We start from the raw sequence: 23422 nt of genomic DNA on the forward strand, positions 1-23422 counted from the left end.
GTCCACAATCTCCAGTTTGAACGCTAAACTGTAATCTTTTTGGGTCTTCCTTTGGTAAACCTTAACTTCTTGTTCTTTCATCTGTTAACACTTTTTGTGTCAACTTATTTTAGGACGCTACACTCTTCTAAACAAAAAAGCCTCCTGCTAAGCGGGAGGCTTTTTTGTGAATTTATCTTTTTATAATTCTACACTGTCGCCAATGGCAGGTAGTTTTAAGTTAAGCCCGGCTTTTTCAAATTTACCTGCAACTTCTTCCTTGTCTATTTTTATCACCGGGAACGAATCGTAATGTATACCAATAACATTTTTACAGTTAACAAATGCCGCGGCTTTAATAGCATCATCGGCACCCATGGTATAATTATCGCCTATAGGGAGGATTGCCCAACTCAGGTTTTCGTCTTCCAACAGCTTCATGTCATAGGTAAGCGCCGTATCGCCTGCAAAGTAAATCGCTTTATCTTCCGAATAGATCACAAAACCCGCGGGGTTACCACCGTTAGAACCATCGGGCAATGCGCTTGAATGTACGGCGTTCACCATTTTAACACGGCCAAAATCAAAGTTAAAGCCGCCACCAATGTTCATGCCGTGCACATTGGTAATATCTTGCTTACCCAGCCAGCCTGCAATTTCGGCAATGCAGATAACTTTGGCCCCACTGTTCTTTTGAACAGTTATCAGGTCGGCAACGTGGTCGCCATGGCCATGTGATACCAGGATATAATCGGGCTTAAGGCTGTTTACATCAATATGTTTAGCCAGATTGTTTGGGGTGATAAATGGATCGAATAATAATGTTTTGCCATTGGCCACTATCTCGATAGTGGATTGACCATAATAGGTAAGTTTCATGGTAAATGATTCAAGTTTTAAAGCGCGAATTACTTATAGTATAAAACGCCCTATGTTATGCCCGGATTGCTTTTTAATAACTTATTTGCCAAACAGATTGCCTAAGCCACCCATGCCGCCCAACATAGCGCTGGTTATAGCTGCCATTTCGCTTTGGCTAACATTGTCCGCCTGTTCCATGGCTTTGTTAATAGCAACAACCAGCAGTTCTTCCAGTTCTTCTTTATCAGCCTCCTTAAAAAAGGCTGCATCAATATTTACCGACTGTACTACTTTATTGCCATTGGCCTGTACGGTAATTTTGCCACCTTCGGCAGTGCCTGTAACGCTAATGGCATCTAAGCGTTTTTTTACTTCGCCAGCTTTTTGCTGGGCTTCCATTAATTTATCGAACATAATGTTTTAAATGTGCAGATATGCAAATGTGCGTATGTGCAGATCATTGCATATCCAGGTTGTTAAATATTAGATACTCATCCGCACATCTGCATATTCACGCATTTGCACATCTGAAGCTTAATCCTCCGCTGTATCGCCGGCGCCGTTATAGGCCCCTTTTCGAACTACCGGCATGCCGGTCATTTTAAACAGATCGTCAAGGTGCAGCAAACTGCCGTTAACTACATTACCTAACAAAACAATGGTAACATCGTTTTTCATATCACGCAAAAATATATGGCGAAAGCCGTGCCACCATCCGGTGTGGTAAACCACTTTCTGACCCGGGCTTTCAAATATCCTCCAGCCGTAGCCATAGTTAAAATGCCCACGGATCATTGGGTTGTGACCGGTATAGGCAGAATCTTGTGTGGCCTGTTTTATCAAACGGCCGGCTTTAAGGGCCTGGTCAAAAATGTACAGGTCGGCAACGGTACTGTATATACCTTTGTCGCCTACGGGGCCATCTAAAAAGTTTTGCGCTACCGAATATTTCCAGCTGTTGCGATCATGTCCAACTACATCGGCCGGTATTTTATCATAAACCGCTTTAGAGTATACCGCGGTATGTGTCATCCCGGCAGGTTTAAAAATGTTTTCTTTCATGTAATCGGCGTAAGTCATGCCGGTAACTTTTTCTATAATGGCGCCCAGCACCATAAAGTTGCTGTTGTTGTATAAGAAGCTGGCGTTGGGTTTGTTAAAACGAGCTGGCTTGTATTTAGCTATCAGGTCCATAGCCTCTTTGTTGGTAAGGCCTTTCTTTTGGTTAAGGTGCTGGCTGCGGTAAATGTTATCCACAAAGTAAACGTAGTTCATCATGCCGCTACGATGGGTAAGCAGCAGGCGGATGGTTACCCCATCATATGGAAAATCCGGAAAGAAATCTTTAACATTTTGGTCCAGCCTGATCTTTCCTTTTTCCCAAAGCTGCATAATAGCGGTACCCGTCATGGTTTTGGTGACCGATGCCAGCTCGAATTGGGAGCTTAGCTTTAGGCTGTCGCGGGTTAGGTGGTTGGCCCAACCGAAGGCTCCTTCATAAATTATTTTACCTTTTTTAGCTACGAGCACATTGCCGTTAAAACCGCTTACCTTATGCAGGTGCTGCATAAATTCGTCAATTTTTTTATCGGCTTTAGCGGGGTCATACTTAAGCAGTTCGGTGGTATTAAATGGCTTGCCATTATCGGCTATGCCCTTTTTGTTATCGCCATTGCTGGATGAGCAGGAAGTAAATGCGAGCAGGGAAAATATAGTAGAAATGGCAGTAGTGCACACTTGTTTCATAGACAAAAATTCTTTCACTTTAAACGAAGGCGAAAATTAGAAATTATATAGGAGGTATAAGATTAAAATTCAATTAATGTTTCAACAAAATATAAACTCTTAAATTTGAGGATGAGATTTTTAGCGAGAACACTGCTCTTGATTATAATGGCAACCGGCATTTCCCGGGCTCAGGATGCAGGCAGTCTTATAAAAGAAGGCCAGCAATTAAGCGCGCAAAAAAAATACACCGAAGCTACTGAAAAGTACAAAAGCGCTCTAACTATAGAGCCCGAAAACACCCGCGCTAATTATGAACTGGCGTTTACCCTTTTTGCAAGCGGCAAAGGTACCGAGGGTATCCCCTATATAGAAAAAGCAATAAAAGGTAATTCAAGCGTGCAGTTAACCGCCGCATCGTACAGTTTGTTAGGTAGCATTTATGGTAATGCCAACCAGTTTCTAAAAGCAATTGCCGCCTACAAAAATGGCATCAAAACAGATAGTACCAATCAGCGTATTTACTATAATTTAGGTATCGTTCAATATCGCAGTAAACAATACCCGGATGCAGAACAAAGTTTTATAAGCGCCATCAAACGAGATTCGGCTGATGCGGGCAGTGTGCGGATGTATGCATTGGCAACCTTCCATCAAAATAAACGCGCCGATGCCTTACTTGGGTTTTCCCGTTTCCTACAACTGGAGCCAAACAGCGCCCGAAGCAAAGAGGCCTTTGGCAACCTGCAGAACATCCTGCAAAGGGGAACATTGCAAGCCGAGGCCGGTTACCAGCCAACCGCTACGGTTAAAGCAGAAGCCTTTGCGCAAAACAAGGCAATCACCAAAATACTGGCCGGTTTCATGACCCGTAAATATGCATCGCCGACAGCCTTGCTCACTGCGCAACTAAAAGAACTTTTTACAGCCTTTGGCAGTAAGTACAAATTTGCCGATTACTATTACAAGCTATCCCAAACGGATAACCTGCCAACATTTGCAAGGGTTATCAGCCAAAGCAGCTTCCCGGAAAATGCTAAATGGATTCAGGATAATGCAGCAAAAGTTGGCGAATTAAATAAGTGGGCTAAAGAAACCCGGGTGCAATAGAATGTACTAAAAAGATTACTTCGTGATAGTGGCCTTAACCACATAAAACCCTAAATTTGCACCTGCAAAAACATACTATCAATATGAGTTTCAGAACCGAACATGATACCATGGGCGCGGTACAGGTGCCCGCCGACAAATACTGGGGCGCGCAAACCGAGCGCTCGCGCAACAATTTTAAAATAGGCCCCGAGGCTTCTATGCCGAAGGAAATTATAGATGCCTTTGCTTATCTTAAAAAAGCAGCGGCTTATACCAATACCGATCTGGGGGTTTTACCTGCCGATAAACGTGACCTGATAGCTCAGGTGTGCGATGAGATCCTGGCCGGTTCACTGGCAAACGAGTTTCCGCTGGTGATATGGCAAACGGGTTCGGGTACGCAATCAAACATGAACGTGAACGAGGTGGTTGCTAACCGTGCGCACGTATTGCAGGGTAACAAACTGGGCGAAGGCAAAACCTTTATCCACCCTAATGATGACGTGAACAAATCGCAATCATCAAATGATACTTACCCAACTGCTATGCACATTGCTGCATACAAAATATTGATCGATGTAACTATCCCCGGGATAGAGAAACTGCGTGATACTTTGCAGGCAAAAAGCGAAGCGTTTAAAAGCGTAGTTAAAATTGGCCGTACCCACTTAATGGATGCTACGCCACTTACTTTAGGCCAGGAGTTTTCTGGTTATGTATCGCAACTGAACCACGGTTTAAAAGCCTTGCGTAACACCTTTGATCACCTGAGCGAACTCGCCCTTGGTGGTACAGCGGTTGGTACGGGCATCAATACTCCCAAAGGATATGATATAAAGGTGGCCGAGTACATTGCCAAATTCACCAACCTGCCATTTATCACTGCCGAAAATAAATTTGAAGCTTTAGCTGCGCATGATGCTATTGTGGAAAGCCACGGCGCTTTAAAACAAATAGCGGTTTCTTTAATGAAGATCGCTAACGATATCAGGATGCTGGCTTCCGGTCCGCGCTCGGGTATTGGTGAGATCCATATCCCCGATAACGAGCCGGGTTCATCTATAATGCCGGGCAAAGTTAACCCAACGCAAAACGAAGCGGTTACCATGGTTGCCGCACAGGTAATGGGTAATGATGTGGCCATTTCTATCGGGGGATCAAACGGCCACTACGAGCTGAATGTATTTAAACCATTGATGGCTGCAAACTTCCTGCAATCGGCACGTTTAATTGGTGATGCCTGCGTATCATTCAATGATCATTGCGCAGTTGGTATCGAACCAAACTACGACGGTATTAAAAAGCACCTGGAAAACTCCCTGATGCTGGTTACCGCACTTAACCCGCATATTGGTTACGAAAACGCGGCTAAAATTGCCAAAACAGCACTAAAAGAAAACAAATCGCTTCGCGAAGCAGCAGTTGGCCTGGGTTACCTAACCAACGAGCAGTTTGACGAATGGGTACGCCCCGAAGATATGATAGGCGGATTAAAATAAAGCCTCACCCAAACCCCTCTCCAGCGGAGAGGGGCTTTTTTATTTGTATGCAAAAAAAAATCAGCTTTCGTCTTTTAGCCTTTAGCCTTTTGCTAACTGCAATCTGCCTGCTGCAAACTGGCTGTAAGTTTAACCCCGATATGCAAACGCCGGGCGAAAGCTACCTGCAGGGCGAGTGGCAGCAAGATAGTGTAACAATGCAGAAGCAATTGGTAAGTTATTCTTTATATAACCTTAAATTCAATTGCGATTCGTTTTTTGTGAGCATTAAAACCTTTAGTAAAGCAAATACCGGCGCCGATAGCTGTACCAAAGGAGGCAGCTGGACAGAATACGCGAAGGGCGTATACGAACAAAAGGATGATACACTGCATGTAAGAGGCCTGTTCTGTAATGCCGATTATAGTTACAAAGACCCAACAGGCTGTTTCCGTTCGGGCGTGTACGAGGAGAGTTTTAAGGTAATTAAGAAAACCGATTCTGTAGTTCAGTTTAACCCAACATCAAGCGTGATATCAATTAACGCGCATTTAATAAAAAGAAGCACCTGTAACCCGAAACCACTTTAAAAGATGAAAATAACAGTAGTAAAAAGAATATTATTAGCTGTAGTTATTATATACCTGCCGCTGCAATCAATGGCATGGGGAACAAACGGGCACCGTATTAGCGGGCAAATTGCCGATAGCTACCTTAATGCAAAAGCACGCGCGGCCATCAAAGCCATTTTAGGTAACGAATCTATTGCTATGACCAGCAACTGGGCCGATTTTATAAAATCTGATCCGCAATATAATTACCTTTACAACTGGCACTTTGTAAACTTTGATAAAGAATACAGCTACCCGGAAATGCAGGCATTCTTAAAACAGGATACCTCTGTTGATGCTTACACTAAAATAAATTTTTTGGTTGGCGAATTGAAAAAGAAAAACCTTACCAAAAGCAATAAGCTGCTTGCCCTGCGCATGCTGATACACATGGTTGAAGATATACATCAACCAATGCATACCGGCCATTTAGCCGATAAAGGGGGTAACGACATTAAACTAACCTGGTTTAATAACCCCACCAACCTGCACTCTATTTGGGATAGCCAGCTGATAGATTTTCAGCAATTAAGCTATACCGAATATGTGAATTGGATAAATTATACTACTCCGGCGCAACGCAGCGAATGGCAAAAGGCACCTGTTAGCCAATGGTTGTTTGAATCTAACCAGTTGGCTGCAAAGATCTACGCAGGCGTTAAAGACGGCGATAAAGTGAATGTTTACAAATACAATTTTGAATACATTGGCATACTTAACAACCAGCTTGTAAAAGGCGGTGTTAGGTTAGCCGGCTTGTTGAACCAGATATTTGGCGCGTAAATTAAATGTGCACATCCGCATCATGAAAATACTAATGGTTTGCCTGGGTAATATATGCCGTTCGCCACTGGCGGAGGGGATTATGCAGCACCTTGCAGATAAAGCCGGACTGGATTGGCAAGTCGACTCCGCAGGTACCGGCGACTGGCACATCGGTAGCGCACCCGACAGGCGTTCAATCAAAGCCGCCCGCGATGAGGGGATAGACATTAGCAAACAGGTTTGCCGTTTGTTCCGTGCAAGTGATTTTGACGAGTTCGATCTGATCCTCGTGATGGATAAAAGCAACCTGAGCAATGTTCTGGCTATGGCCCGTAATGATGAAGACCGTAAGAAAGTAAAGATGCTTTTAGGCGATAAGATAGTCCCCGACCCGTATTATGACGATGCCCAGTTTGCCCCGGTTTTTAAACTGATAGAGGCAGGCTGTAAGGAGATCATTAAACAATACAGCCATTAATTGATATCTTAGGTGAATGAATACTAAACCTATAATGGTTCTCAGCGCCATTTTTTTAGCTGCAATTGGCCTTGCCTTCACCTTTATGCCACAAGAGATAACCACCTTTACAGGCTTGGGTTTCAGCAAAATTTATCAGCTGCAGTTACAAATAATGGGCGCTTTGTTTTTTGCCTTTGCCATGCTCAACTGGATGGCTAAGGGGGCCATAATTGGCGGTATTTATAACAGGCCCATCGCCATAGCTAATTTTGCACACTTTTTTATTGGTGGTGTGGCTTTAGTGAAGGCTGTTGTAAGCAATATTCATCTGCACTATGCCGTTTGGATCATAGCGGCCATTTATTCAATTTTTGCAATACTATTCGGCATTATATTTTCAAGACATCCATCTCAAAAATAAATTATGAAAGCACTATTTGTAAGCTTAATATTAACCTGTACCGTGTTTATGGCCACTGCGCAAAACACAGCAGTTGATAAACTAACTACGTCGTATATTGGCGTTAAAAATGCATTAGTTGGCAGCAACGCCACATTGGCCAAAACACGCTCTACTGAATTGCTTGCCGCATTGTCAGCCCCGGTCAAAGGGTTACAGCCTGCGCAACAAAAGCTGTTGACTACCTATCTGGATAAACTAAAATTTGATAGTCGCCATATTAGCGAAACCACCCTTATTGATCATCAGCGCGAGCATTTTGCCAGTTTATCTAAAAACATGTATTCGTTACTATCTGGCTTAAAGCTAAATAGCACTACTGTTTATCAGCAGTATTGCCCAATGAAAAAGGCCGCCTGGTTAAGCGAATCTGAAGATATCCGCAACCCATACTATGGCGATGTTATGCTGGAGTGCGGTAAGGTTACGGCTACCTTGAAAGGGGCTAAATAATATAAGTTGCGTGAGAAAGTGTTCACGTTCACGGCCGTGAACGCCGTCGTTAACCTATAAATGACTGATAATAAGGACTGTTGAAAATAAGGTGCTGACAAAACTACGTCACCATTAAATCATCAGGAAAATACTAAACAAAGAAAGGCCTTGCAAACGCAAGGCCTTTTCCCTTTCATAGGTAGATGAAATATTACGAAGCCAAATAAACGTTGATCACCTTAATGGTTTCTTCTTTGTTTTTATCTGAGCTCCATTTTTCTTTTTCAGATTTTTCGGCTAACGCGAATAATTGCTCGTAAAGCAGCTTGCCGTCTTTTTTACCGCCTAACTTAATGGTAGCGTTCTTAGCGAAAACAGTATCCCACGCAGCGCGAACATCTGTCCAGTAGCTTTGCTGGCCTGACCACCATTTTTTGGCGTAAGCAAATTTAGCCTCATCAACTTTGGTGAATTCTTCGTAGCCTTTTTCCTGCGCTATTATCTTATCGCCATCGGCAGAACGTACAACTTTGTTGTTATCCTGCTCATACATCCAGCCTTGCGGGGTTAGGTAAATGCGGTTACCACGGGCAAGTACATTGTAATCGCTGCGTTTGGTAAATTCGCGGCGTGGCAGGGGCGAATCTGTTTTGCTTTGCCATTCATGGCGGCCATCAACATGTACCCAGGTGCCAATACTTTCATATCGCGGGCTGTCATCAACCTGGTAAACTTTTTGGATCCAGCGGCCTTTTACATCAGCAGGTTTAAGAGTGACTTTCTTCCAGGTGTTTTCTTTGTCGAACGCGAGTATGGTAGGTTGTTCATAAACCCAGTCTTCGCGCCAGTGTTTAATAACCATGCTATCGCCAACAACCAATAAATGCTGAATAGCGATCTTTTTTGGTGAATCTTCAACAACTATAGCCCACTCGTAACCCCATGAGTGGTAGCGCGGATGGAATTTATATGCTGTATCCGGCGCAAAGGTTTCCGCATAGTTAAAGGTTACTTTATAGTAGCCGGCTAATGATTTGATAGCAGCCCTATCCTGCTCAAATTTAGATTGTGCAGATACGCTGATAGCGCAAATGCAAAGTGATAAGAAGAATATAATTTTTTTCATTATGTTTATTTAGATTAAATCTAAACAAAGAAAAGCATTATTATTTATTTTACAATACTTCGACAATAAAAAAATTAATTAAGTCTTTGAAATCAGGAAGTTAATAATGTATTTTTGCTTTATGTTTAAAAAGTCGGGGATATTATTGTTGGTACTGCTGTATTTAACTACAGCATCTGGCTTTGCCCTGAACTTACATTATTGTGGTAACCGTGTTGCTGCAGTAAAAATAAACGCCCCGGCTAAAAGCTGTTCCGAGCCAACAGCTAAAAGCAAAATGAAATGCTGTAAGGATACTAAGCTTGATGTAAAAGTTAAGGATAGCCACGAAAGCCAGCCAACCTCATTTATTGCCAAGGTCTTTGGTTTCGAGCTGCCAAGGCTGTCATTAGACGATTTCTTCTTATCGGCACATAAAGAGCTGTTAGAAAAACTGTTTGACCACGGCCCGCCTGATACACCCAAGCAAAGCACCCCTGTTTTTATTAAAAATCGAAATTTGAAGATCTGATAAGTTATCTGCCTACGCAAGATTTTAACTTATTAATTCAATTTCAATTTTAAAAACATGAAAACTCTTAAAATATTTATCATCCTTTTTATAGCAACTGTTACTGTTGCAAAAGCACAATTTACCAAAGCCGAACTACAAGTTAGCGGCCTTACCTGCTCCCTGTGCGCACGTACTACCGAAAAATCGCTGAAAGCACTGCCTTTTGTAAGCGAGATAAAGCCTGACTTGATGCGTAATATCTACGTTATCATATTTAAAAACGATGTGCCTGTAGATTTTGAACAGATCAGTAAGAAGGTTAAAAGCTCGGGCTTTTCGGTGAATTATCTGAAAACTACATTCAACTTTGATAACACCAAGGTAGCCGATAATACTTTTACCTATGGCAGCAATACCTACAAACTGTTAAATGCCGATAAAGCGTTGAGCGGGCCGGTATCCTTAACCATTGTAGATCAAGGTTTCGCGCCAAAATCGGTAACCAAAAAACACCTGGGCAAAACCCCTGAAGAAGCCGCAACAGCTACAGGCCGTACCTATCATTTAGCAATTTAAGCGCTTTCTAAAATCATTTTTATGAAAGTTATTTTATTGGCTTTTTGCCTTACGGCATTGGCGTACAGCGCGCATTCGCAAGAATTATATGTAAATACCGAACCTGCCAGCAATATGGCTGCGCACTCGTTAGGCATACGGTTAGAGAACCAAGGCTTTTTTTCGCCGGTGTTTAAGAACCGAACTACGGTTGAGGCGATGTATGGTGCATCGGGCAAACTGATGCTGCACGGTGCTTTGTATAATTCCAACTTCTATCAAAGTAATCAACGCTTTGAAGGCGGAAGCTTTTATGCCAAATACAGGTTTCTTTCTATCGATACAGTGCAGGCTCATTTTCGCGGGGCGATATTTGGCAAGGCGGCTATCAGCAGAAACCCTTACAACATGCAGGAGATTGCCTTAGAGGGGGATAATTCCGGCGTGCAGGGTGGCGTGGTGTTTACGCAATTGCTGCATAAACTGGCCCTCTCGGGTTCGGCAAGTTATTTGCGGGGATTGAATAGTGCTAATGATTATGGCGACATTACAGGCGCTAAAAACGCTCTGGCCTATACTTTATCTGCAGGGTATTTACTGCTGCCAAAGCAATATACCAGTTATAACCAGGTTAACTTAAACCTGTATGCCGAATTGCTGGGCAAAACCAACCCGGGTTACGCGCAAAGTTACCTGGATGTTGCCCCGGCCCTGCAGCTGATCTTCAACAGCGTTTGCCGGCTGGATTTTTCTTATCGTACCCCGTTGTACAATAACATGCAGCGCAACAGCGCCAACATGTATTTGATACGGTTTGAGTACAATTTTTTTAACCTATAGATGTTCACCTAATGAAACGATATATTTTAATATTAACCGTGCTGATAACGGCCACTGCTGCCCGGGCGCAGCAAATGGACCACATGCAGCATATGAATAAGGATACCACCAAAAAAGCCGCGCCGCATGACCATGCCAAAATGATGGCCGAAATGCAGCACGATACCACCCACCACATGAGCATGACCAGCCAGTTCTCGTTAGATCTGCCGATGAATCGTGATGGATCGGGTACATCCTGGTTGCCCGATGAAACACCGATGTATATGTATATGGTGCATGGTAAAAAGTGGATGCACATGTTTCACGGAAGCTTTTTTGCGCGATATAATAAGCAGGACCTGTTTAACAAGGGCAGTCGTGGCGGCAGTCAGTTTGATGTGCCCAATTGGTTTATGTACATGGCGCAGCGCAAGGTAGGTAGTAACGGCTTGTTTGCCATCAACACCATGTTCTCGCTTGATCCCTTTACCGTTGGCGCGGGTGGGTACCCATTGCTGTATCAAACCGGCGAATCGTACCGCGGCAATAAACTGGTAGACCGCCAGCACCCGCACGATCTGTTTGCCGAACTGAGCGTTGCCTATACGCAACGGGTAGCTAAGAACACGGATATTTCCCTTTCGGTTGGTATGCCGGGCGAACCTGCACTTGGTCCGCCGGTATTTATGCACCGTATTTCGGCCATGAATAATCCCGATGCGCCGCTAAGTCACCATTATGCTGATGCCACGCATATTACGTTTGGTACGGCTACGTTGGGTTTCCGCTATAAAAATGTAAAGCTGGAGGGCTCCATTTTTACAGGGCGTGAACCCGATGAGCACCGTTATGATTTTGATAAGCCCAAGTTCGATTCTTACTCGGTGCGCCTGTCTGTTAACCCATCGAAGGAGTGGGCGTTACAGGTATCAAACGGCTGGTTGAAAAGCCCCGAAGAAGCCGAGCCGGATGATAATGTTAACCGCTTTACCGCATCGGCCATACACACAAAAGCGCTGGGCGAAAGCAGCTACGTAGCTACCACGTTGGTATACGGACAAAACCGGCATCACGGTAAAACACAGCCTGCCGTATTGTTAGAGAATAGCCTGCAGCTAAACAAAACCGCTATTTACGGCCGTTACGAATACGTAAAAAAAGATGCCGGTGAGCTGGATCTGGAAACTCTCTTTCCAGGGGATCCCAATTTTACCATTAACGCTGTAACACTGGGTACAAACCGTATCTTGACCACAATCAAGCAAACCAACTTAACCGTTGGTCTTCAAGCTACGCTGAACGCCTCACCAAAAGCACTTAGGCCGCTTTACGGCACAGCTCCGCTGGGCTTCCAGGTTTATTTGCGCATAACGCCATCCCTTACAAAACTGGGCGTTAGTAAACGCAAAATGGATCATGATATGATGAATATGTAAACCAAAAAGAGGCGCCAAAAGCGCCTCTTTTTATATTAATTCCCCCTCCTTGCCCTCCCGTGAGGGGGAATTAATATTTGCATTTCCCCAACCACACCACATCATTGCAGCTCACAGTCGGCAAACAACCCCCTTTTCGACTACAACAACAGTAGATTTGGCTACATCCGCTCCTTTGCCGTTACAGACCTTTGTTAGATCAAAACAAAAGGAATGAAAATTATAGTAACAGGTTCGTTAGGACACATCAGCAAGCCACTAACCGAAGAGTTGGTGCAAAAAGGACATGCGGTTACGGTTATCAGCAGTAACCCCGAAAAACAAAAAGACATTGAAGCATTAGGTGCTACGGCTGCCATTGGCTCATTAGAAGACCTAAATTTTCTCATAGCCACCTTTACCGGCGCCGATGCCGTATATTGTATGGTACCTCCCGCCAACTACTTCGATCATAACCTCGATTTGACGGCCTATTGCCACAATATCGGTAACAATTATGTGCAAGCTATCGAAGCTTCGGGTGTGAAGCGTGCGATCCACCTGAGCAGCATAGGCGCCCATTTAGATAAAGACTCCGGTATAATCCTCGCCCATCATGATGTTGAAGTTATGCTGAACAATTTAACCGATGTTGCCGTTACATTTATGCGCCCCGTTGCTTTTATGTACAACTTGTACGGTTATTTAGGCATGATAAAAAGCCAGGGCGTTATCGCGGCTAACTACGGTGCCGAAGAGATAATTCCATGGGTATCGCCGATAGATATTGCTGCCGCGATAGTTGAAGAGTTAGAAACACCGCTTATTGGTAAAAAAGTGCGCTATGTAGCAAGCGAAGAACTTACAGGCAACCAAACGGCAAGTATCTTAGGCACGGCCATTGACAAGCCCAATTTAAAGTGGATACTGGTTAGTAACCAACAGATGCAAAGCGGTTTAGAAACAGCCGGAATGAACCCACAAATTGCCGCGGGCTTAGTGGAAATGTATGCCAGCCTTCACACAGGGGTGTTATCAGAGGATTATTTTAGCAACAGGCCGGAGGTTATGGGCAAAGTAAAGCTGTCGGACTTTGCAAAGGAATTTGCCGTCGCCTTTAACCAATAATAAGTATCTTGTATTATGGCAACTACCCAACCCCGCAGGTTTAAAACCATCAGCGAATTTCATCAGTTTAGGGGCTTACCTAAGCCCGAGCACCCTTTAATCAGCGTGATTGATTTGGCATTGGTTAAACACTTACCTGCCAATGAAGGGGGCTTTATGTATGATTTTTATTCTATCTCGCTAAAGCGGAATTTTAATATCCGGTTGCGGTACGGCCAGCAGCAATACGATTTTGATGAAGGTATTATGTTCTTTATGTCGCCGGGGCAGGTTCTAAAGATTGAGGTGAGGGAAGATACGGTAGTACAGCAGTCGGGGTGGATGTTATTGGTGCACCCCGACTTTTTGTGGAATACGCCCTTAGCCAAAAACATTAAGCAATATGAGTATTTCGACTACTCGGTAAATGAGGCGCTGTTCCTGTCGGATAAGGAAGAAACCACCCTGGAGGGCATTATACAAGGCATTCAGCAGGAATATCATTCAAACATTGACAAGTTTAGTCAGAACGTAATTATTGCCCAGCTGGAATTATTACTTAACTATGCCGACCGGTTTTATCACCGGCAGTTTATCACCCGGAAAATAACCAACCATAACATTCTCAATCGTTTAGAGGAGATGCTTGCTCAGTATTTTAACAGCGATGCCTTAGCGAAACAGGGTCTACCCACCGTTGGGCACATTGCCGAAAAACTGAACGTATCGCCCAATTACTTAAGCGGGATGCTTAAAGTATTAACCGGCCAAAGCACCCAGCAGCACATCCACGAAAAGCTGATTGAAAAGGCAAAGGAAAGGTTATCCACCACCGGTTTATCGGTGAGTGAAATTGCATACGAACTAGGTTTTGAACATCCGCAGTCGTTTAGTAAATTATTCAAGACAAAAACCAACCTTTCGCCGTTGGAGTTCAGGCAGTCGTTCAATTGATGAGGAAAATACGCCATTTAATGCACTTTTTAGCGCAAATTAATCGCCAAAAAACGACTTTCAAACGTCCAAAAACAACCACAAAAAAGCCAGTGAAAATTAGTTGACCAATTTCCCGCTCAAATCCACTTTTCTTGCAAACGGGTTGAAAAACCGGTTGGCCAGAACGGCAAATTCGCGGCGGGTAACGGGGCGGTTAAGATTAAATTCAGCGGGGAACTTATAATAGCTTTTCCAGGCCTTTTGGGTTTCCAGTTGCAAGTTCTTGGGGTCACGCAGGGTCATCTCGCTGATGTAGCTGAGCAGGTTGGCAATGGTGAACAGCTCACCCGGATTTTCCTTGTTAAACCATAAAAACGAGCGGGAGTAGATCTCGTTCAGGAAAGGTTTTATCTCGGCGGTATGTACGGTGCTATCGGGAACAAACAAAACCTGTGCGCTGTTGCCTGTTACTTTTTGGATACCCTGCAGCAAGCCGGTTGCACCTATCTGTTGTATGGCGCGATAGTCGCGGTCGGTGGTTTTAATATCGGCGAAGGGCATCAGCATGCCTTTAAAATCCAGGATCTCGCCCTGTATCACACGGGGCTTTAGGTTTTGGGTAGTAGTTTCAAAAAATACGCAGTAGGCGGCGGTTGCGCCAACGCCCTGCCCAAGCGTCATCTGTACGGATGGGTAAGTAATGCTGCCATTAACCAAATGCGTAACCGACATAGCCTTCTCCGTCACCAGTAAATTGTCCTGGTCTTTCACCACCACCGCACCCAGCGGAATAGAGTAAGCGGGGAAGGGCGGGTAGTTTATTTGAGGCACACCCGCCACGCTGTAATGCTGGCCCGGCATGGCATCACTAACGGCAATGCTGGTACGGTAAAGTTTAGAACCGCGGCTGTAGGGGGTATAAATATCATCAAGCACCATCCGCACTACACCCGCCGACCGGCGGTTCTCGCGGATAAAGGGAATATAAGGCAGGCGATCGGGCGTTTTAAAATCATCGGTAAGGCCAAGGTTTTTATAACCCAGCTCCGTTTGCAGGTAATAAATGAGCCCGAGTGTACGCAGCCTTGCCTTGCGGAAGGTAGCCTCGCGGTTCTCGGGTTTCAGGTCATCGCTGGTAACGGAATATTGGTTGCCGCAGTCGGCCCATTTTATCATGTACTTATCGTTGGGCAGCTTTGCCGATGCGAGCAATTTTTTAATATCGGTGCTTTTTAGGCAGGCATACTGCTCGGTGTTGTAACCCTCGGGTTGGGGGATGGTATGGTCGGTGCTGCGGCCGTAATCCTTCAGGATGGTAATGTAGCTGATATCCTGGATCTGGTTGGTAGCGTTCAGGGGGGCAAGGGCCTCTTTGGTATCTGCTCTGCTATCAAAACCCGATGTGAGCAGCACACCTGCACCGGCAACCACGTCGCCCAGCTCGGTAGCATCAACAACCAGTTTGGCTTTTATAGTAACAGGTTTGCCATCTATAGAAACGGTTACTTCCCAGCCGGTACCGTCTTTTTTTATACCGGTAAATGGGGTGTTCATTTTTACGGTGAGGTTCTTCACCGTGTCGGTTATCTTTTTGAGGATGGCCGCGCCGGTATAGGGTTCAAACACCAGCGGGGCGTTGCGGGTGGTATCATAACCCAGCCGGGGTTTGTAAAACTCGCGCACATGGTTTCTAAATTCGGCGTAAATGCCTGATGCCAGGTTACGGTTACCTTCCAGTATACACATGCCTCCGCTGGTCATGCTGCCGCCTAGCCAGGCCCCCTGTTCAATCAGCATAGTTTTTACTTTACTGCGGGCGCTTTGTATGGCCGCGGCAACACCGCTGGCGCCACCGCCAACAACCAATACATCGGTGCGGATGGTTTCGGCAAAGCCTGCCGAACATTTAAGCAACAGGCATATCAGGAGGAATTTTTTAAGCATCTTTAAGCAAAACAACAGTAAAACGCTAATTTAGCCCAATTCCTTATCCAACAATAAAATTTATATCATATCCACCAAAAACACCATGACAGACGAACAAATGCGCTTCCCGATAGGAAAATTTACACCGCCGGTATCTTACACAGATGATGATATGCGCCGTTGGATCCACGATATTGCCACCCTGCCGGGCCGCATTCGCGAAGCTATTATTGGTTTAACCTATCAGCAGCTGGATACGCAATACCGTACCGGCGGCTGGACATTGCGCCAGGTTGTGCACCACGTTGCCGATAGCCACATGAACTCGCTCACCCGTTTTAAACTGGCGCTTACCGAAGATAACCCAACCATAAAACCATACGACGAAGCTGCCTGGGCCATACAACCGGATTACCGCCTGCCTGTTGAGCCGTCGCTGAAAATGCTGGAGGGCATCCATCAGCATATGATCGCCTTGTTCGAAAGCTTCAGCGAAGACCAATGGAACCGCACCTTTGTGCACCCGGAATCGGGCAGTGTAACCCCGCTAAAAAAGAACCTGGCCCTGTATGCATGGCATGGTAACCATCACTTAGCCCATTTAACCGAAACAATTAAGAAATTTAAATAGGCCTCACCCCGGCCCTCTCCGAAGGGTAATAGCCCCATGAGTATACATAAGCATGGGGCTTGTGCGATTCCCTCCCATCGGGAGGGTGTAGGGAGGGATTTCGCGTAAAGCAGGACTAATAAACCCCTCCCTGCCACCACATAGCCCAACGCACCCCTCCCCAAGGAGGGAATCTTAACCAATAAAGGGGAGGAAGGCAGATTTTAAAGTCATTTCCATTGGAGAGGGCCGGGGTGAGGCTTTTGGGCGTTGCCTACGGCCCGGGCTTTCCGCTCATACGCACACAGGCATTAGGCGCGGGGCCGGTATCCGCTTCAATCCTTAACGCAGGGGTGGCGTGGCGGGAGACGCGAAGTATCGCGTCTCTACATTATCTCCCGTAGAGACGCGATACTTCGCGTCTTTGACAAGATACAAGCAGCGACCTTTTCCGCGCGTCATTGCGAGGTACGAAGCAATCTCTTTAGGACAGTTATACACCTTGCATGAAGGATTTGCTCAAAGAGATTGCTTCGTACCTCGCAATGACGGTATGGGTATTTGAACCGGATTCATTGATTTACCAATTCCCTTTTTCTCCACGTTGGCAAAACAACTTCGGGTGAAAATGGGTGATAAACGAGCGTTGACCCGACAGAAAATTTTACATTGTTCGATCTTTCGCCATTGCTAAAACCGAACAGCTCATGTTCGCTTTCGTTACAATTATCAGGGTTTTTATCTTGCAATTGCATGTATGTCAATATCTTATAAACATGGAACAGCAATTGCGCAAGTTGATATACGTTGAACAACTATACATCCCATATCAATCTATATGACCTGGTCATCCTGGGAACGGTATTTACCGGGCTCAATTTTGCCCTGTTGTTAGCGTTCACAAAAAGGACTAATAAAGCTGCGAACCGGTTTCTTGCCCTGGCGCTGGCTGTGATGGCTTTGTGGATGGTCCGTATTTCGGTTATTGATATCCGGCTGCCGCTGCAATTTTCATTGGCACTGGGCCCCCTCATCTATATTTATGTATTAAAATTAACGCGGCCCCAATATAAATTTAGCCGTAAGGACTTGCTGCATTTCATCCCGGTATTGCTGGAGCAAGTGTTGCTGCTGAACCCGGTATGGCAGTTGCTGACGTTTATTTCGGTTATTACCTACCTGTATTGTGCGCACAGGCTGATAGAACGCTTTTACCGGCGCATGAAATTTAACGAGGGCGACCGGCACAGGTACGAACTGCGCTGGCTGCATACATTATTGAAGGGTTTTGGCCTGCTATGGCTGTTGTGGATACCTTTTACCGCTGCAGGTTATTTTTATTATCATCAGCAATTAGGCACGCAGGCTTATTATCCGTTTTATCTCTGCTTAACAGTGATGTTGATATGGATAGCTGCCACTGCTTATTTAAGGCCGGAAGCGGGCATGCCGGCAAATACACCTGTGTTTTTAAAACCATCGACACCGGCAGAGCTTAAGCAAAAGGGCACCTGGCTGAAAACCGTGGTGAAAACCAACCAGTATTATCGGGACCCTGAACTAAGTTTAAGCTCGTTAGCCGAAAAGCTTGAACTGACCACTCATGAATTGTCCCGGATGATTAATGTGGTGCTCAAAAAAAGCTTTAACGATTTCATTAATGAATACCGCGTTGCTGAGGTAGCCCGGAAAATGCAGGACCCGGCTAACGACCACATAACACTGCTGGGCATCGCATTAGATTCGGGTTTTAATTCGCAAAGCGCGTTTACCCGCATTTTCAAGAATATGACCGGGAAAAGCCCGGTGGAATATAAAAATGATCTGAAAAAAGATTGCCCATCTTATAATCTGGGCAGCGATGCCCGGCTGGCGACGGTAATTTCGTATCATAAATCCACCCCGAAGTGGACAGTTGAGAAATTAAACCGCAACTTTATGTTTAGAAGTTATTTAAAGATCGCCTGGCGCAGTACGCTGCACAACAAAGTTTACAGCATACTAAACGTCCTGGGCCTGGCAGCCGGCATGGCCGTGGCACTCCTGATAGGTTTATGGGTGGTTAACCAATATTCTTATGATCGCTTTCTGCCAAACTATCAGCAATTATACCAGGTGGAGATGAACCTGACCTCGGAGCATGACGGCACGCATACCCAAACTTCCATAGCGCTGCCGCTAACTGATGTTTTAAAGAAAGAGATCCCCGGCATAAAATATGTTGCTGAAGCTGACAATATAGGCCGCGTGAACCATGGCCTTTTGGTGGGCGATAAAAAGCTGTACATGGAGGGAGGTGCTGTAGGGGCAGATTTTTTCAAGATATTTCAATATCCGTTTATAAAAGGCAACGCCAATGCCGCGTTAAAGGATCTTTATTCGATAGTTTTAACCGAATCGACAGCAAGAACATTGTTTGGAGATGCCGACCCGATGGGGAAAAGTGTGCGGCTTGATAACTTGCAGAACATGACGGTGACCGGTATTATCCGCGATATCCCTGCAAATGCTACGCTGCAATTCCATTACCTGATACCTTTTGCTTACTCAGAAGCTACCCAGGACTGGATCAAAGAAGGACGCACGAAGTGGACTTACAATTCATTCTCTGCCTACGTGGCACTGGAGCCGGGCGTAACTTACCAGCAGATAGCCCCTAAGATAAGGGATATCGTGAATAAAAGAAGCCCGGAGATGCGGCCCGCGAAGCCCGAAGTGATCATGCATCCTTTAAAGGACTGGCATTTATATAACGATTTTAAAAATGGTAAAGCTGTTGGCGGCTTTATAGAATATGTGCGTTTATTCAGTATTATCGGTATGCTGGTTTTGGCCATAGCCTGTATCAATTTCATGAACCTTTCTACTGCCAGATCTGAAAAGCGGGCGAGGGAAGTTGGCGTGCGCAAAGCCATCGGCTCGGCGCGTATCGATCTGGTTTACCAGTTTTTGCTGGAGTCTGTCCTCATCACATTTATATCGTTCCTGCTGGGTTTGCTGCTGGTTCAGCTGGCTTTGCCGGCATTTAATTCGCTAACGGGCTCTGCCGTCTATATTCCTTTTGGCCACATTGGTTTCTGGTGTATTATGATCGTGTTTGTACTGCTTACCGGTTTGATAGCGGGGAGCCGGCCGGCGTTTTACCTGTCCGCGTTTAACCCGGTTAAAGTGCTGAAGGGCAGCGTCCAGATGGGCCGCTGGGCATCCCTGCCGAGGAAGGTGCTGGTGGTGGTGCAGTTTACCTGTTCCATAGCGTTGATCATTAGCACGGTGATCGTTTACCAGCAGATACAATATGTGAAGAACCGGCCAACAGGTTACAGTGCCGAGAGGCTGATGATGACCGACATGAACAGCGGCCTTTCCCAGAAATACGAAACGTTGAAAAACGACCTGCTGGCTTCGGGGCTTGTGGAGAGCGTAGCCTCCGCCACCTCACCCGCCACACAGGTGTCCAGCCATTTTATGCTGGAAGACTGGCCCGGTAAAGATGCAGGCGAGGAAAAGGTGAATATCGGCGCGATATGGGTATCTGACAGCTATTTTAAGACATTAGGGATGGCCTTTTCCGGTGGGCACAATTTTACGGGCGACTGGAAAAGCGATACACTGAATGTGATCGTAAATGAAGCGATGGTGAGGCGTATCGGTTTAAAAGATCCGGTTAATCAGCAGATAACTATTAATTTCAATAAAAAACCGGTAAGGATCATTGGCGTGGTGAAGGATGCGCTGATGGAGTCGCCTTACAGCCCGGTGGCGCCCGCCGTTTTCGGGCATAACCCCTTCGGGTTTGTGATGACATACCGGCTGGCCAAAAACGTAAGTATACCTGCCGCTATCGACAAGATCGGCAAGATTTTTGGCAAATATAACCCGGCTTTTCCCTATGAGTACAAGTTTGTGGATGACGAATATGCGCGCAAGTTTAACCTGGAGATGTTAGTGGGCAAGCTGGCGGGCGTGTTTGCCGGGTTGGCCATATTTATATCCTGCCTTGGTCTGTTTGGGTTGGCCGCTTACGTTGCCGAGCAGCGTACAAAAGAGATAGGCATCCGCAAAGTGCTGGGTGCATCAGTAGCGCAGGTTTGGCTGATGCTATCGCGCGATTTTATCGTGCTGGTGGTCATCAGCTGCGTTATTGCCTCGCCGGTGGCGTTCTATTATCTGCATAATTGGCTCCAGCAGTACACCTATCGCGTTAACATCGGTGTAGGGGTGTTCATCGCTTCGGGTTTAGCGGCTATAGTCATTACCCTAATCACCATTAGTTTCCAGGCGATAAAAGCGGCGCTTACAAATCCTGTCAAAAGCCTGAGAAGCGAATGATCCGGGCAGTCTGTTAAAAAGCCTTTCAGGTCCATCAACGTGCGATCTGAGATTTAGTTGAAATACGAATGAGGTGCGTTCCGGGGTGAGATACGGAACGCATTTTTTAGTTTAAATGCGTCAGATCTCCTTCGCCTTTTAAATTGACATGAGGCAGGCCTGTCAACTTGTTTCAGGATCTCCCGGACAAGTCACCGCATTACCTATTCACTACCTTGTAGGAGAAATGCCGAAATAAATTCGGTATGATGGGTTAGTTGTAAAACTAACAATATACCTTTGCCCTTATGGAAACCATAACCTGGAACGATTTTGAAAAGGTAGAACTGCGTGCCGGTACCATAGTGGAAGTGTCAGATTTCCCCGAGGCGCGTAAATCGGCTTATAAGCTTACCGTAGATTTTGGCCCGCTGGGTGTGAAACAAAGCAGCGCACAGATCACTAAACATTATACTAAAGAAGAACTTCCCGGCAGGCAAATATTGGGCGTGGTGAACTTCCCAAAGAAACAGATAGCCAATTTTATGTCGGAGTTTTTGGTGACCGGGCTTGCCGATGAGAACGGCGATATCATACTAACCGCTATTGATAAACCTGTACCCAACGGTAGTAAACTGATATGATTTTTGCAAACTGGATAGCCGGCCCTCACCTGATAGGTTTGATATTTATCATTGCCGGGTTAATACAAAAGTACTATCCGCCTAAAGAAATCAACAGCCTTTATGGCTACCGTACCACACAATCTATGAAAAACCAGCAAAACTGGGACGAGGGCAACCGCTACTCCACCAAACTGATGATTAAATGCGGGATAGTTTTGGTAATAACGGGAATTATCCTGACAGCGGGTATGATGCTGCTACCTATCAGCCCGGAATGGCGCACAGGTATTAAAGTAGTGCTGATGCTGCTTTGCGCATTCGGTTCTGCGGCTGTACTTTTCAGGGCGACAGAAGAACATTTAAAACAGCAATTTAGCGATACACTATAATGCGATACTTTACTTTTGACGACGAGCAGCCTGCCGTATCCCCGGATGAGTTTTTTATGAACGAGGCCCTAAAGGAAGCGCGCCTTGCTTTAAAAGAGGATGAGATACCTATTGGTGCTGTTGTGGTTTGCAAAGGGCAGATCATTGGCCGTGGCCATAACCTTACCGAACGACTGAACGATGTATCGGCACATGCCGAAATGCAGGCGCTTACCGCTGCCGCCAATTATATGGGTGGCAAATACCTGCCCGAATGCACCTTATATGTTACGCTCGAGCCTTGTGTAATGTGCGCGGGCGCAAGCTACTGGTTCCAGATAGGGCGGATAGTTTTCGGCGCTTATGATACCCAGCGGGGCTTCGGCAGATTGAACCAAAGCGTAACCCACCCCAAAACATTAATAACCGGCGGCATCCACGAGAACGAATGCTCGCAGTTGGTGAAAGGATTTTTTAAGTCGAAAAGGAAGTAAACGGGCGATAGCCCATAGACGATGGTCAATAGCTGCTACCATGGACTATGGTCTCCTTAACAAAAACTTGACATTTATATAGAACAAAAACATAGTTCAACCCTTATATTTGCTACATCACGAATTCGTTTAACCTTAAATTTTAAATATTATGGCATTTACACTACCGGCGTTACCTTACGCTACTGATGCTCTGGAACCGCACATTGATAAAGCTACTATGGAAATTCACCATGGCAAGCACCACCAGGCTTATGTTACCAACTTAAACAAAGCTTTAGAAGGTAAACCAGAGGCTGATGGTAAAATTGAAGACATCATCAAAAATATCTCTAAATTTCCGCCTGCTGTACGTAACAACGGTGGTGGCCACTATAACCATACTATGTTTTGGACGTTGCTTTCACCTAACGGTGGCGGCGAACCTACAGGTGCATTGGCCGATGCTATAAAAAGCACTTTCGGTTCATTTGCTGATTTTAAAACTAAAGTATCTGAAGCAGGTGCTACCCGTTTTGGATCTGGCTGGGCCTGGTTAATTGTTACTGCCGATAAAAAACTGGCTGTTACGTCAACCCCAAACCAGGATAACCCTTTAATGGATATTGCTGAAGTAAAAGGCACCCCGGTTTTAGGTATTGATGTATGGGAACATGCTTACTACTTAAAATATCAGAACCGTCGCCCTGATTATTTGGCTGCTATCTGGAATGTTATTAACTGGAACCACGTTTCAGAATTATATAGCAAAGCTATCGCTTAATAGCCTC

24 protein-coding genes are annotated in these 23422 nt (G+C 45.4%); 19 read left to right on the top strand and 5 right to left on the bottom strand.

Annotated features, from left to right (window positions below):
• Window positions 1-180: 180 nt before the first annotated feature.
• The 3 genes from NPE20_RS23610 to NPE20_RS23620 all read right to left on the bottom strand — a co-directional run bounded on the left by NPE20_RS23610 (window position 181) and on the right by NPE20_RS23620 (window position 2586).
• Window positions 181-858 carry a metal-dependent hydrolase gene (locus tag NPE20_RS23610; RefSeq protein ID WP_256541168.1) on the bottom strand — a complete coding sequence of 226 codons (678 nt, stop codon included), beginning with the start codon at window positions 856-858 and terminating at the stop codon, window positions 181-183.
• A gap of 81 nt (window positions 859-939) precedes the next feature.
• On the bottom strand, window positions 940-1254 hold the full coding sequence (locus NPE20_RS23615) for a YbaB/EbfC family nucleoid-associated protein (protein ID WP_256541169.1): 315 nt from the start codon (window positions 1252-1254) through the stop codon (window positions 940-942).
• Window positions 1255-1374: 120 nt separating this feature from the next.
• A complete protein-coding gene (locus NPE20_RS23620; protein WP_256541170.1) occupies window positions 1375-2586 on the bottom strand; it encodes a serine hydrolase domain-containing protein in 1212 nt (403 codons plus the stop codon).
• 147 nt (window positions 2587-2733) lie between these two features.
• Here NPE20_RS23620 and NPE20_RS23625 point away from each other — a divergent pair, with 147 nt between their 5' ends.
• The 7 genes from NPE20_RS23625 (at window position 2734) to NPE20_RS23655 (ending at window position 7884) form a co-directional block, all read left to right on the top strand.
• Entirely contained in the window at window positions 2734-3675 is a 942-nt protein-coding gene (locus NPE20_RS23625; RefSeq protein ID WP_256541171.1) for a tetratricopeptide repeat protein, read from the top strand.
• A gap of 83 nt (window positions 3676-3758) precedes the next feature.
• Entirely contained in the window at window positions 3759-5156 is a 1398-nt protein-coding gene (fumC, locus tag NPE20_RS23630; protein WP_256541172.1) for a class II fumarate hydratase, read from the top strand.
• Window positions 5157-5203: 47 nt separating this feature from the next.
• Window positions 5204-5725 (top strand): fumarate hydratase, encoded by a 522-nt coding sequence (locus tag NPE20_RS23635; protein WP_256541173.1) that lies wholly within the window; start codon window positions 5204-5206, stop codon window positions 5723-5725.
• A gap of 3 nt (window positions 5726-5728) precedes the next feature.
• Window positions 5729-6529 carry a S1/P1 nuclease gene (locus NPE20_RS23640; RefSeq protein WP_256541174.1) on the top strand — a complete coding sequence of 267 codons (801 nt, stop codon included), beginning with the start codon at window positions 5729-5731 and terminating at the stop codon, window positions 6527-6529.
• Between the two features lie 22 nt (window positions 6530-6551).
• The gene (locus NPE20_RS23645) at window positions 6552-6989 is read left to right on the top strand and encodes a low molecular weight protein-tyrosine-phosphatase (RefSeq protein ID WP_256541175.1); all 438 of its coding nucleotides are present in this window, start codon (window positions 6552-6554) and stop codon (window positions 6987-6989) included.
• Window positions 6990-7005: 16 nt separating this feature from the next.
• Window positions 7006-7392, top strand: coding sequence for a hypothetical protein (locus NPE20_RS23650; RefSeq protein WP_256541176.1), 387 nt, complete (start codon window positions 7006-7008; stop codon window positions 7390-7392).
• A gap of 3 nt (window positions 7393-7395) precedes the next feature.
• A complete protein-coding gene (locus NPE20_RS23655; protein ID WP_256541177.1) occupies window positions 7396-7884 on the top strand; it encodes a DUF3347 domain-containing protein in 489 nt (162 codons plus the stop codon).
• A gap of 193 nt (window positions 7885-8077) precedes the next feature.
• Here the strand turns inward: NPE20_RS23655 and NPE20_RS23660 are convergent, their stop codons facing one another.
• Window positions 8078-8992, bottom strand: coding sequence for a DUF6607 family protein (locus NPE20_RS23660; RefSeq protein WP_256541178.1), 915 nt, complete (start codon window positions 8990-8992; stop codon window positions 8078-8080).
• A gap of 121 nt (window positions 8993-9113) precedes the next feature.
• Here NPE20_RS23660 and NPE20_RS23665 point away from each other — a divergent pair, with 121 nt between their 5' ends.
• The 6 genes from NPE20_RS23665 to NPE20_RS23690 all read left to right on the top strand — a co-directional run bounded on the left by NPE20_RS23665 (window position 9114) and on the right by NPE20_RS23690 (window position 14338).
• Window positions 9114-9503 carry an HYC_CC_PP family protein gene (locus NPE20_RS23665; RefSeq protein ID WP_256541179.1) on the top strand — a complete coding sequence of 130 codons (390 nt, stop codon included), beginning with the start codon at window positions 9114-9116 and terminating at the stop codon, window positions 9501-9503.
• A 57-nt stretch (window positions 9504-9560) separates the two neighbouring features.
• Window positions 9561-10061 (top strand): heavy-metal-associated domain-containing protein, encoded by a 501-nt coding sequence (locus tag NPE20_RS23670; RefSeq protein ID WP_256541180.1) that lies wholly within the window; start codon window positions 9561-9563, stop codon window positions 10059-10061.
• 21 nt (window positions 10062-10082) lie between these two features.
• On the top strand, window positions 10083-10880 hold the full coding sequence (locus tag NPE20_RS23675; RefSeq protein WP_256541181.1) for a hypothetical protein: 798 nt from the start codon (window positions 10083-10085) through the stop codon (window positions 10878-10880).
• 11 nt (window positions 10881-10891) lie between these two features.
• Window positions 10892-12298, top strand: coding sequence for a P-loop NTPase family protein (locus tag NPE20_RS23680; protein WP_256541182.1), 1407 nt, complete (start codon window positions 10892-10894; stop codon window positions 12296-12298).
• A gap of 213 nt (window positions 12299-12511) precedes the next feature.
• Complete coding sequence (locus tag NPE20_RS23685) at window positions 12512-13405, top strand: NmrA family NAD(P)-binding protein (RefSeq protein ID WP_256541183.1); 894 nt, start codon at window positions 12512-12514, stop codon at window positions 13403-13405.
• 15 nt (window positions 13406-13420) lie between these two features.
• The gene (locus tag NPE20_RS23690) at window positions 13421-14338 is read left to right on the top strand and encodes a helix-turn-helix domain-containing protein (protein WP_256541184.1); all 918 of its coding nucleotides are present in this window, start codon (window positions 13421-13423) and stop codon (window positions 14336-14338) included.
• Window positions 14339-14437: 99 nt separating this feature from the next.
• Here NPE20_RS23690 and NPE20_RS23695 read toward each other — a convergent pair whose 3' ends face one another.
• Complete coding sequence (locus NPE20_RS23695) at window positions 14438-16264, bottom strand: FAD-dependent oxidoreductase (protein WP_256541185.1); 1827 nt, start codon at window positions 16262-16264, stop codon at window positions 14438-14440.
• A gap of 85 nt (window positions 16265-16349) precedes the next feature.
• Between NPE20_RS23695 and NPE20_RS23700 the strand changes: the two genes are divergently transcribed.
• From NPE20_RS23700 to NPE20_RS23725, 6 genes are all read left to right on the top strand, one after another.
• A complete protein-coding gene (locus tag NPE20_RS23700) occupies window positions 16350-16877 on the top strand; it encodes a YfiT family bacillithiol transferase (RefSeq protein ID WP_256541186.1) in 528 nt (175 codons plus the stop codon).
• A 786-nt stretch (window positions 16878-17663) separates the two neighbouring features.
• The gene (locus NPE20_RS23705) at window positions 17664-21185 is read left to right on the top strand and encodes an ABC transporter permease (protein ID WP_256541187.1); all 3522 of its coding nucleotides are present in this window, start codon (window positions 17664-17666) and stop codon (window positions 21183-21185) included.
• Window positions 21186-21472: 287 nt separating this feature from the next.
• Complete coding sequence (locus NPE20_RS23710) at window positions 21473-21808, top strand: tRNA-binding protein (protein ID WP_256541188.1); 336 nt, start codon at window positions 21473-21475, stop codon at window positions 21806-21808.
• Window positions 21805-22179 carry an SdpI family protein gene (locus NPE20_RS23715; RefSeq protein ID WP_256541189.1) on the top strand — a complete coding sequence of 125 codons (375 nt, stop codon included), beginning with the start codon at window positions 21805-21807 and terminating at the stop codon, window positions 22177-22179. Before NPE20_RS23710 ends, NPE20_RS23715 begins: the two co-directional genes overlap by 4 nt.
• On the top strand, window positions 22179-22652 hold the full coding sequence (locus NPE20_RS23720; RefSeq protein ID WP_256541190.1) for a nucleoside deaminase: 474 nt from the start codon (window positions 22179-22181) through the stop codon (window positions 22650-22652). The genes NPE20_RS23715 and NPE20_RS23720 overlap by 1 nt, the downstream gene beginning before the upstream one ends.
• Before the next feature lie 151 nt (window positions 22653-22803).
• Window positions 22804-23415: a superoxide dismutase gene (locus tag NPE20_RS23725; RefSeq protein WP_256541191.1), complete on the top strand. Its 612-nt coding sequence runs from the start codon at window positions 22804-22806 to the stop codon at window positions 23413-23415.
• Window positions 23416-23422 lie beyond the last annotated feature (7 nt).

The organism is Mucilaginibacter aquariorum, assembly GCF_024498135.1.
Classification (GTDB): domain Bacteria; phylum Bacteroidota; class Bacteroidia; order Sphingobacteriales; family Sphingobacteriaceae; genus Mucilaginibacter; species Mucilaginibacter aquariorum.

Excerpts from the sequence above, each read along its gene's own strand:
- NPE20_RS23655 (WP_256541177.1), top strand. The coding sequence starts at position 7,396 with ATGAAAGCACTATTTGTAAGCTTAATATTAACCTGTACCGTGTTTATG.
- NPE20_RS23645 (WP_256541175.1), top strand. The coding sequence starts at position 6,552 with ATGAAAATACTAATGGTTTGCCTGGGTAATATATGCCGTTCGCCACTG.
- NPE20_RS23695 (WP_256541185.1), bottom strand. The coding sequence starts at position 16,264 with ATGCTTAAAAAATTCCTCCTGATATGCCTGTTGCTTAAATGTTCGGCA.
- NPE20_RS23640 (WP_256541174.1), top strand. The coding sequence starts at position 5,729 with ATGAAAATAACAGTAGTAAAAAGAATATTATTAGCTGTAGTTATTATA.
- NPE20_RS23700 (WP_256541186.1), top strand. The coding sequence starts at position 16,350 with ATGACAGACGAACAAATGCGCTTCCCGATAGGAAAATTTACACCGCCG.
- NPE20_RS23715 (WP_256541189.1), top strand. The coding sequence starts at position 21,805 with ATGATTTTTGCAAACTGGATAGCCGGCCCTCACCTGATAGGTTTGATA.
- fumC (WP_256541172.1), top strand. The coding sequence starts at position 3,759 with ATGAGTTTCAGAACCGAACATGATACCATGGGCGCGGTACAGGTGCCC.
- NPE20_RS23635 (WP_256541173.1), top strand. The coding sequence starts at position 5,204 with ATGCAAAAAAAAATCAGCTTTCGTCTTTTAGCCTTTAGCCTTTTGCTA.
- NPE20_RS23720 (WP_256541190.1), top strand. The coding sequence starts at position 22,179 with ATGCGATACTTTACTTTTGACGACGAGCAGCCTGCCGTATCCCCGGAT.
- NPE20_RS23620 (WP_256541170.1), bottom strand. The coding sequence starts at position 2,586 with ATGAAACAAGTGTGCACTACTGCCATTTCTACTATATTTTCCCTGCTC.
- NPE20_RS23670 (WP_256541180.1), top strand. The coding sequence starts at position 9,561 with ATGAAAACTCTTAAAATATTTATCATCCTTTTTATAGCAACTGTTACT.
- NPE20_RS23660 (WP_256541178.1), bottom strand. The coding sequence starts at position 8,992 with ATGAAAAAAATTATATTCTTCTTATCACTTTGCATTTGCGCTATCAGC.
- NPE20_RS23690 (WP_256541184.1), top strand. The coding sequence starts at position 13,421 with ATGGCAACTACCCAACCCCGCAGGTTTAAAACCATCAGCGAATTTCAT.
- NPE20_RS23610 (WP_256541168.1), bottom strand. The coding sequence starts at position 858 with ATGAAACTTACCTATTATGGTCAATCCACTATCGAGATAGTGGCCAAT.
- NPE20_RS23665 (WP_256541179.1), top strand. The coding sequence starts at position 9,114 with ATGTTTAAAAAGTCGGGGATATTATTGTTGGTACTGCTGTATTTAACT.
- NPE20_RS23675 (WP_256541181.1), top strand. The coding sequence starts at position 10,083 with ATGAAAGTTATTTTATTGGCTTTTTGCCTTACGGCATTGGCGTACAGC.
- NPE20_RS23685 (WP_256541183.1), top strand. The coding sequence starts at position 12,512 with ATGAAAATTATAGTAACAGGTTCGTTAGGACACATCAGCAAGCCACTA.
- NPE20_RS23680 (WP_256541182.1), top strand. The coding sequence starts at position 10,892 with ATGAAACGATATATTTTAATATTAACCGTGCTGATAACGGCCACTGCT.
- NPE20_RS23615 (WP_256541169.1), bottom strand. The coding sequence starts at position 1,254 with ATGTTCGATAAATTAATGGAAGCCCAGCAAAAAGCTGGCGAAGTAAAA.
- NPE20_RS23625 (WP_256541171.1), top strand. The coding sequence starts at position 2,734 with ATGGCAACCGGCATTTCCCGGGCTCAGGATGCAGGCAGTCTTATAAAA.
- NPE20_RS23710 (WP_256541188.1), top strand. The coding sequence starts at position 21,473 with ATGGAAACCATAACCTGGAACGATTTTGAAAAGGTAGAACTGCGTGCC.
- NPE20_RS23725 (WP_256541191.1), top strand. The coding sequence starts at position 22,804 with ATGGCATTTACACTACCGGCGTTACCTTACGCTACTGATGCTCTGGAA.
- NPE20_RS23650 (WP_256541176.1), top strand. The coding sequence starts at position 7,006 with ATGAATACTAAACCTATAATGGTTCTCAGCGCCATTTTTTTAGCTGCA.